At 43.9% G+C, this 7,742-nt stretch carries 1 pseudogene; it reads left to right on the top strand.

Annotated features, from left to right (window positions below):
• Positions 1 to 7,742, top strand: a pseudogene (locus tag E0F98_RS16105) (cadherin-like domain-containing protein); the annotation flags it as partial.

Raw genomic sequence — 7,742 nt, 5'->3', positions numbered from 1 at the left:
TTAATGGAAGTACGGGAGGAACCAATGTAGTTAATGTATTGACAAACGATACCTTGAACGGAACTCCGGTCACTCCAAGTGATGTTGTTATAACTTCAACACCAAACGGATCATTAATAGTAAATCCTAATGGTTCTGTAGATGTAATACCAAACACTCCTGCAGGAACTTATACCGTAAATTATACTATTTGTGAGGTACTAAATCCAAGCAATTGTGATACGGCTACGGTAACTGTTACTGTAATTGCTCCTGCAATTGTTGCCAATGATGATGCTGGTAATGCTAATGGATATACTGGCGGAGTAGCGGTAGCTGATGTTTTAGTAAATGACACACTCAACGGACAACCGGTTACGGCCTCAGAGGTAAATACGACTTTTGTTTCTGCAACTTATGCAGGTATAACACTAATTGGAACTACGGTTAATGTAGCACCAAATACACCGTCAGGAAGTTATACCCTGACATATCAGATTTGTGAGATTTTAAATCCGACTAATTGTGACCAGGCAGTGGTAATTATAACGGTATCAGGTGCAGCAATTGATGCAGTACCCGATACAGTAGGGCCGATTAATGGAAGTACGGGAGGAACCAATGTAGTTAATGTATTGACAAACGATACCTTGAACGGAACTCCGGTCACTCCAAGTGATGTTGTTATAACTTCAACACCAAACGGATCATTAATAGTAAATCCTAATGGTTCTGTAGATGTAATACCAAACACTCCTGCAGGAACTTATACCGTAAATTATACTATTTGTGAGGTACTAAATCCAAGCAATTGTGATACGGCTACGGTAACTGTTACTGTAATTGCTCCTGCAATTGTTGCCAATGATGATGCTGGTAGTGCTAATGGATATACTGGCGGAGTAGCGGTAGCTGATGTTTTAGTAAATGATACACTCAACGGACAACCGGTTACGGCCTCAGAGGTAAATACGACTTTTGTTTCTTCAACTCATGCAGGTATAACACTAATTGGAACTACGGTTAATGTAGCACCAAATACACCGGCAGGAAGTTATACCCTGACATATCAGATTTGTGAGATATTAAATCCGACTAATTGTGACCAGGCAGTGGTAATTGTAACGGTATCAGGTGCAGCAATTGATGCAGGACCCGATACAGTAGGACTGATTAATGGAAGTACAGGAGGAACCAATGTAGTTAATGTATTGACAAACGATACCTTGAACGGAACTCCGGTAAGCATTGCAAATGTAACTTTAACGACAATTATTCCTAATGCGAATTTAACTTTAAATACCGCAAACGGGTCAGTAGATGTATCTCCCAATACGCCTTCGGGGACTTATATTTTGACATATCAGATATGTGAGATTCTAAACCCGAGTAATTGTGATACGACTACGGTAACTGTAATTGTTGCTTGTCCTGTAATAGCACAACCAACAATAGCGTGTTACCAAACAGCAATCTTCAACACAACAACTTGTGCTTATGATATCTCTGGAGTACAACCTGATGCGCCAATCGGATTAGCGTGTTACCAAACAGCGATCTTCAATGGTGTAACTTGTGCCTATGACATCACTGGAGTACAACCTGATGCGCCAACTGGATTAGCTTGTTATGAAATAGCTACTTTCAATGGTGTAACTTGTACCTATGACATCTCTGGAGTACAACCTGATGCGCCAACTGGATTAGCTTGTTACCAAACAGCGATCTTCAATGGTGTAACTTGTACCTATGACATCACTGGAGTACAACCGGATGCGCCAACTGGATTAGCGTGYTACCAAACAGCAATCTTCAATGGTGTAACTTGTGCCTATGACATCACTGGAGTACAACTTGATGCACCAATCGGATTAGCGTGTTACCAAACAGCTACTTTCAATGCTGTAACTTGTGCCTATGACATCACTGGAGTACAGCCTGATGCGCCAATTGGATTAGCGTGTTACCAAACAGCTACTTTCAATGGTGTAACTTGTACCTATGACATCTCTGGAGTACAGCCTGATGCGCCAATTGGATTAGCGTGTTACCAAACAGCGACTTTCAATGGTGTAACTTGTGCCTATGACATCTCTGGAGTACAACCGGATGCGCCAATTGGATTAGCGTGTTACCAAACAGCGATCTTCAATGGTGTAACTTGTGCCTATGACATCTCTGGAKTACAACCGGATGCGCCAATTGGATTAGCGTGTTACCAAACAGCGACTTTCAACACAACAACTTGTGCCTATGACATCTCTGGAGTACAACCGGATGCGCCAACTGGATTAGCGTGTTACCAAACAGCTACTTTCAATGGTGTAACTTGTGCCTATGACATCTCTGGAGTACAACCTGATGCGCCAATTGGATTAGCGTGTTACCAAACAGCAATCTTCAACACAACAACTTGTGCCTATGATATCTCTGGAGTACAGCCTGATGCGCCAACTGGATTAGCTTGTTATGAAATAGCTACTTTCAACACAACAACTTGTACCTATGACATCTCTGGAGTACAGCCGGATGCGCCAATTGGATTAGCGTGTTACCAAACAGCGACTTTCAATGGTGTAACTTGTACCTATGATATCTCTGGAGTACAACCTGATGCGCCAATTGGATTAGCKTGTTACCAAACAGCGATCTTCAATGGTGTAACTTGTGCCTATGATATCTCTGGAGTACAGCCTGATGCGCCAATCGGATTAGCGTGTTACCAAACAGCTACTTTCAATGGTGTAACTTGTACCTATGACATCTCTGGAGTACAGCCTGATGCGCCAACTGGATTAGCGTGTTACCAAACAGCTACTTTCAATGGTGTAACTTGTKCCTATGACATCTCTGGAGTACAACCTGATGCGCCAATCGGATTAGCGTGTTACCAAACAGCAATCTTCAATGGTGTAACTTGTGCCTATGACATCTCTGGAGTACAGCCGGATGCGCCAACTGGATTAGCTTGTTACCAAACAGCGACTTTCAATGGTGTAACTTGTGMCTATGATATCTCTGGAGTACAACCGGATGCGCCAATTGGATTAGCGTGTTACCAAACAGCAATCTTCAATGGTGTAACTTGTGCCTATGACATCTCTGGAGTACAACCTGATGCGCCAATCGGATTAGCGTGTTACCAAACAGCTACTTTCAATGGTGTAACTTGTGMCTATGACATCTCTGGAGTACAACCTGATGCGCCAACTGGATTAGCGTGTTACCAAACAGCGATCTTCAATGGTGTAACTTGTGCCTATGATATCTCTGGAGTACAACCGGATGCGCCAATTGGATTAGCGTGTTACCAAACAGCTACTTTCAATGGTGTAACTTGTACCTATGATATCTCTGGAGTACAGCCGGATGMGCCAATCGGATTAGCKTGTTACCAAACAGCGATTTTCAATGGTGTAACTTGTACCTATGACATCTCTGGAGTACAACCTGATGCGCCAATCGGATTAGCGTGTTACCAAACAGCTACTTTCAATGGTGTAACTTGTGACTATGACATCTCTGGAGTACAACCTGATGCGCCAATCGGATTAGCGTGTTATGAAACAGCAACTTTCAACACAACAACTTGTGCTTATGACATCACTGGAGTACAACCTGATGCGCCAATCGGATTAGCGTGTTACCAAACAGCGACATTCAATGGTGTAACTTGTACCTATGACATCTCTGGAGTACAGCCTGATGCGCCAATCGGATTAGCGTGTTACCAAACAGCGATCTTCAATGSTGTAACTTGTGCCTATGACATCTCTGGAGTACAACCTGATGCGCCAATTGGATTAGCGTGTTACCAAACAGCAATCTTCAATGGTGTAACTTGTACCTATGATATCTCTGGAGTACAACCTGATGCGCCAATCGGATTAGCGTGTTACCAAACAGCGACATTCAATGGTGTAACTTGTGCCTATGACATCTCTGGAGTACAGCCTGATGCGCCAACTGGATTAGCGTGTTACCAAACAGCGATCTTCAATGGTGTAACTTGTACCTATGACATCTCTGGAGTACAGCCGGATGCGCCAATCGGATTAGCGTGTTACCAAACAGCTACTTTCAATGGTGTAACTTGTGACTATGATATCTCTGGAGTACAACCTGATGCGCCAATTGGATTAGCGTGTTACCAAACAGCAATCTTCAACACAACAACTTGTACCTATGATATCTCTGGAGTACAGCCTGATGCGCCAATCGGATTAGCGTGTTACCAAACAGCGATTTTCAATGGTGTAACTTGTACCTATGACATCTCTGGAGTACAACCTGATGCGCCAACTGGATTAGCTTGTTATGAAATAGCTACTTTCAATGGTGTAACTTGTACCTATGACATCTCTGGAGTACAACCGGATGCRCCAATCGGATTAGCGTGTTACCAAACAGCGATCTTCAATGKTGTAACTTGTWCCTATGACATCTCTGGAGTACAACCTGATGCGCCAATCGGATTAGCGTGTTACCAAACAGCTACTTTCAATGGTGTAACTTGTACCTATGACATCTCTGGAGTACAACCTGATGCGCCAACTGGATTAGCTTGTTATGAAATAGCTACTTTCAACACAACAACTTGTACCTATGATATCTCTGGAGTACAACCGGATGCGCCAATCGGATTAGCGTGTTACCAAACAGCGATCTTCAATGGTGTAACTTGTGCCTATGACATCTCTGGAGTACAACCTGATGCGCCAACTGGATTAGCTTGTTATGAAATAGCTACTTTCAACACAACAACTTGTACCTATGACATCTCTGGAGTACAACCTGATGCGCCAATCGGATTAGCGTGTTACCAAACAGCGATCTTCAATGGTGTAACTTGTGCCTATGACATCTCTGGAGTACAACCGGAYGCGCCAATCGGATTAGCGTGTTACCAAACRGCGATCTTCAATGGTGTAACTTGTACCTATGACATCTCTGGAGTACAGCCTGATGCGCCAACTGGATTAGCTTGTTATGAAATAGCTACTTTCAACACAACAACTTGTTCCTATGACATCTCTGGAGTACAGCCTGATGCGCCAATTGGATTAGCGTGTTACCAAACAGCGATCTTCAATGGTGTAACTTGTGCCTATGACATCTCTGGAGTACAACCTGATGCGSCAATCGGATTAGCGTGTTACCAAACAGCGATCTTCAATGGTGTAACTTGTGCCTATGACATCTCTGGAGTACAGCCTGATGCGCCAATTGGATTAGCGTGTTACCAAACAGCTACTTTCAATGGTGTAACTTGTGCCTATGACATCTCTGGAGTACAACCWGATGCGCCAATCGGATTAGCGTGTTACCAAACAGCGATCTTCAATGGTGTAACTTGTGCCTATGACATCTCTGGAGTACAACCWGATGCGCCAATCGGATTAGCGTGTTACCAAACAGCTACTTTCAATGGTGTAACTTGTGMCTATGACATCTCTGGAGTACAACCTGATGCGCCAACTGGATTAGCGTGTTACCAAACAGCGATCTTCAATGGTGTAACTTGTACCTATGACATCTCTGGAGTACAGCCTGATGCGCCAACTGGATTAGCGTGTTACCAAACAGCGACATTCAATGGTGTAACTTGTACCTATGACATCTCTGGAGTACAGCCGGATGCGCCAACTGGATTAGCGTGTTACCAAACAGCTACTTTCAATGGTGTAACTTGTACCTATGACATCTCTGGAGTACAACCTGATGCGCCAACTGGATTAGCGTGTTACCAAACAGCGATCTTCAATGGTGTAACTTGTACCTATGAYATCTCTGGAGTACAGCCGGAKGCGCCAACTGGATTAGCGTGTTACCAAACAGCGACATTCAATGGTGTAACTTGTACCTATGACATCTCTGGAGTACAGCCGGATGCGCCAACTGGATTAGCGTGTTACCAAACAGCGACATTCAATGGTKTAACTTGTACCTATGACATCTCTGGAGTACAGCCGGATGCGCCAATCGGATTAGCGTGTTACCAAACAGCAACTTTTAACACAACAACTTGTGCCTATGACATCTCTGGAGTACAGCCTGATGCGCCAATCGGATTAGCGTGTTACCAAACAGCTACTTTCAATGGTGTAACTTGTWCCTATGACATCTCTGGAGTACAGCCTGATGCGCCAATTGGATTAGCGTGTTATGAAACAGCGATCTTCAATGGTGTAACTTGTGCCTATGACATCTCTGGAGTACAACCTGATGCGCCAATTGGATTAGCGTGTTACCAAACAGCTACTTTCAATGGTKTAACTTGTACCTATGACATCTCTGGAGTACAGCCGGATGCGCCAATCGGATTAGCGTGTTATGAAACAGCTACTTTCAATGGTGTAACTTGTACCTATGACATCTCTGGAGTRCAACCTGATGCGCCAATTGGATTAGCGTGTTACCAAACAGCGACATTCAATGGTGTAACTTGTACCTATGAYATCTCTGGAGTACAACCTGATGCGCCAATCGGATTAGCGTGTTACCAAACAGCGATCTTCAATGGTGTAACTTGTACCTATGACATCTCTGGRGTACAACCTGATGCGCCAATTGGATTAGCGTGTTATGAAATAGCAACTTTCAACACAACAACTTGTGCCTATGACATCTCAGGAGTACAACCGGATGCGCCAATCGGATTAGCGTGTTACCAAACAGCGACTTTCAATGGTGTAACTTGTGCCTATGACATCTCTGGAGTACAACCTGATKCGCCAACTGGATTAGCGTGTTACCAAACAGCTACTTTCAATGGTGTAACTTGTACCTATGACATCTCTGGAGTACAGCCGGATGCGCCAATCGGATTAGCGTGTTACCAAACAGCGATCTTCAATGGTGTAACTTGTACCTATGATATCTCTGGAGTACAACCTGATGCGCCAATTGGATTAGCGTGTTACCAAACAGCGATCTTCAATGGTGTAACTTGTACCTATGACATCTCTGGAGTACAGCCGGATGCGCCAACTGGATTAGCGTGTTACCAAACAGCAACTTTCAATGGTGTAACTTGTGCCTATGAYATCTCTGGAGTACAGCCTGATGCGCCAATCGGATTAGCGTGTTACCAAACAGCGACTTTYAACACAACAACTTGTTCCTATGACATCTCTGGAGTACAGCCTGATGCGCCAATCGGATTAGCGTGTTACCAAACAGCGATCTTCAATGCTGTAACTTGTTCCTATGACATCTCTGGAGTACAACCTGATGCGCCAACTGGATTAGCGTGTTACCAAACAGCAATCTTCAATGGTGTAACTTGTGCCTATGACATCTCTGGAGTACAGCCTGATGCGCCAATCGGATTAGCGTGTTACCAAACAGCTACTTTCAATGGTGTAACTTGTACCTATGACATCTCTGGAGTACAGCCTGATGCGCCAATCGGATTAGCGTGTTACCAAACAGCGATCTTCAATGGTGTAACTTGTACCTATGACATCTCTGGAGTACAACCTGATGCGCCAACTGGATTAGCKTGTTATGAAAYAGCTACTTTCAATGGTGTAACTTGTGCCTATGACATCTCTGGAGTACAGCCKGATGCGCCAATTGGATTAGCGTGTTACCAAACAGCTACTTTCAATGGTGTAACTTGTTCCTATGACATCTCTGGAGTACAACCTGATGCGCCAATCGGATTAGCGTGTTATGAAACAGCGATCTTCAATGGTGTAACTTGTGCCTATGACATCTCTGGAGTACAACCTGATGCGCCAATTGGATTAGCGTGTTAC

The organism is Flavobacterium hiemivividum, assembly GCF_004349145.1.
In the GTDB taxonomy this organism is placed as follows: Bacteria; Bacteroidota; Bacteroidia; order Flavobacteriales; family Flavobacteriaceae; genus Flavobacterium; species Flavobacterium hiemivividum.
Note: the sequence above shows the minus strand (reverse complement) of the source record. Positions and strands in the feature narration are given on the sequence as shown.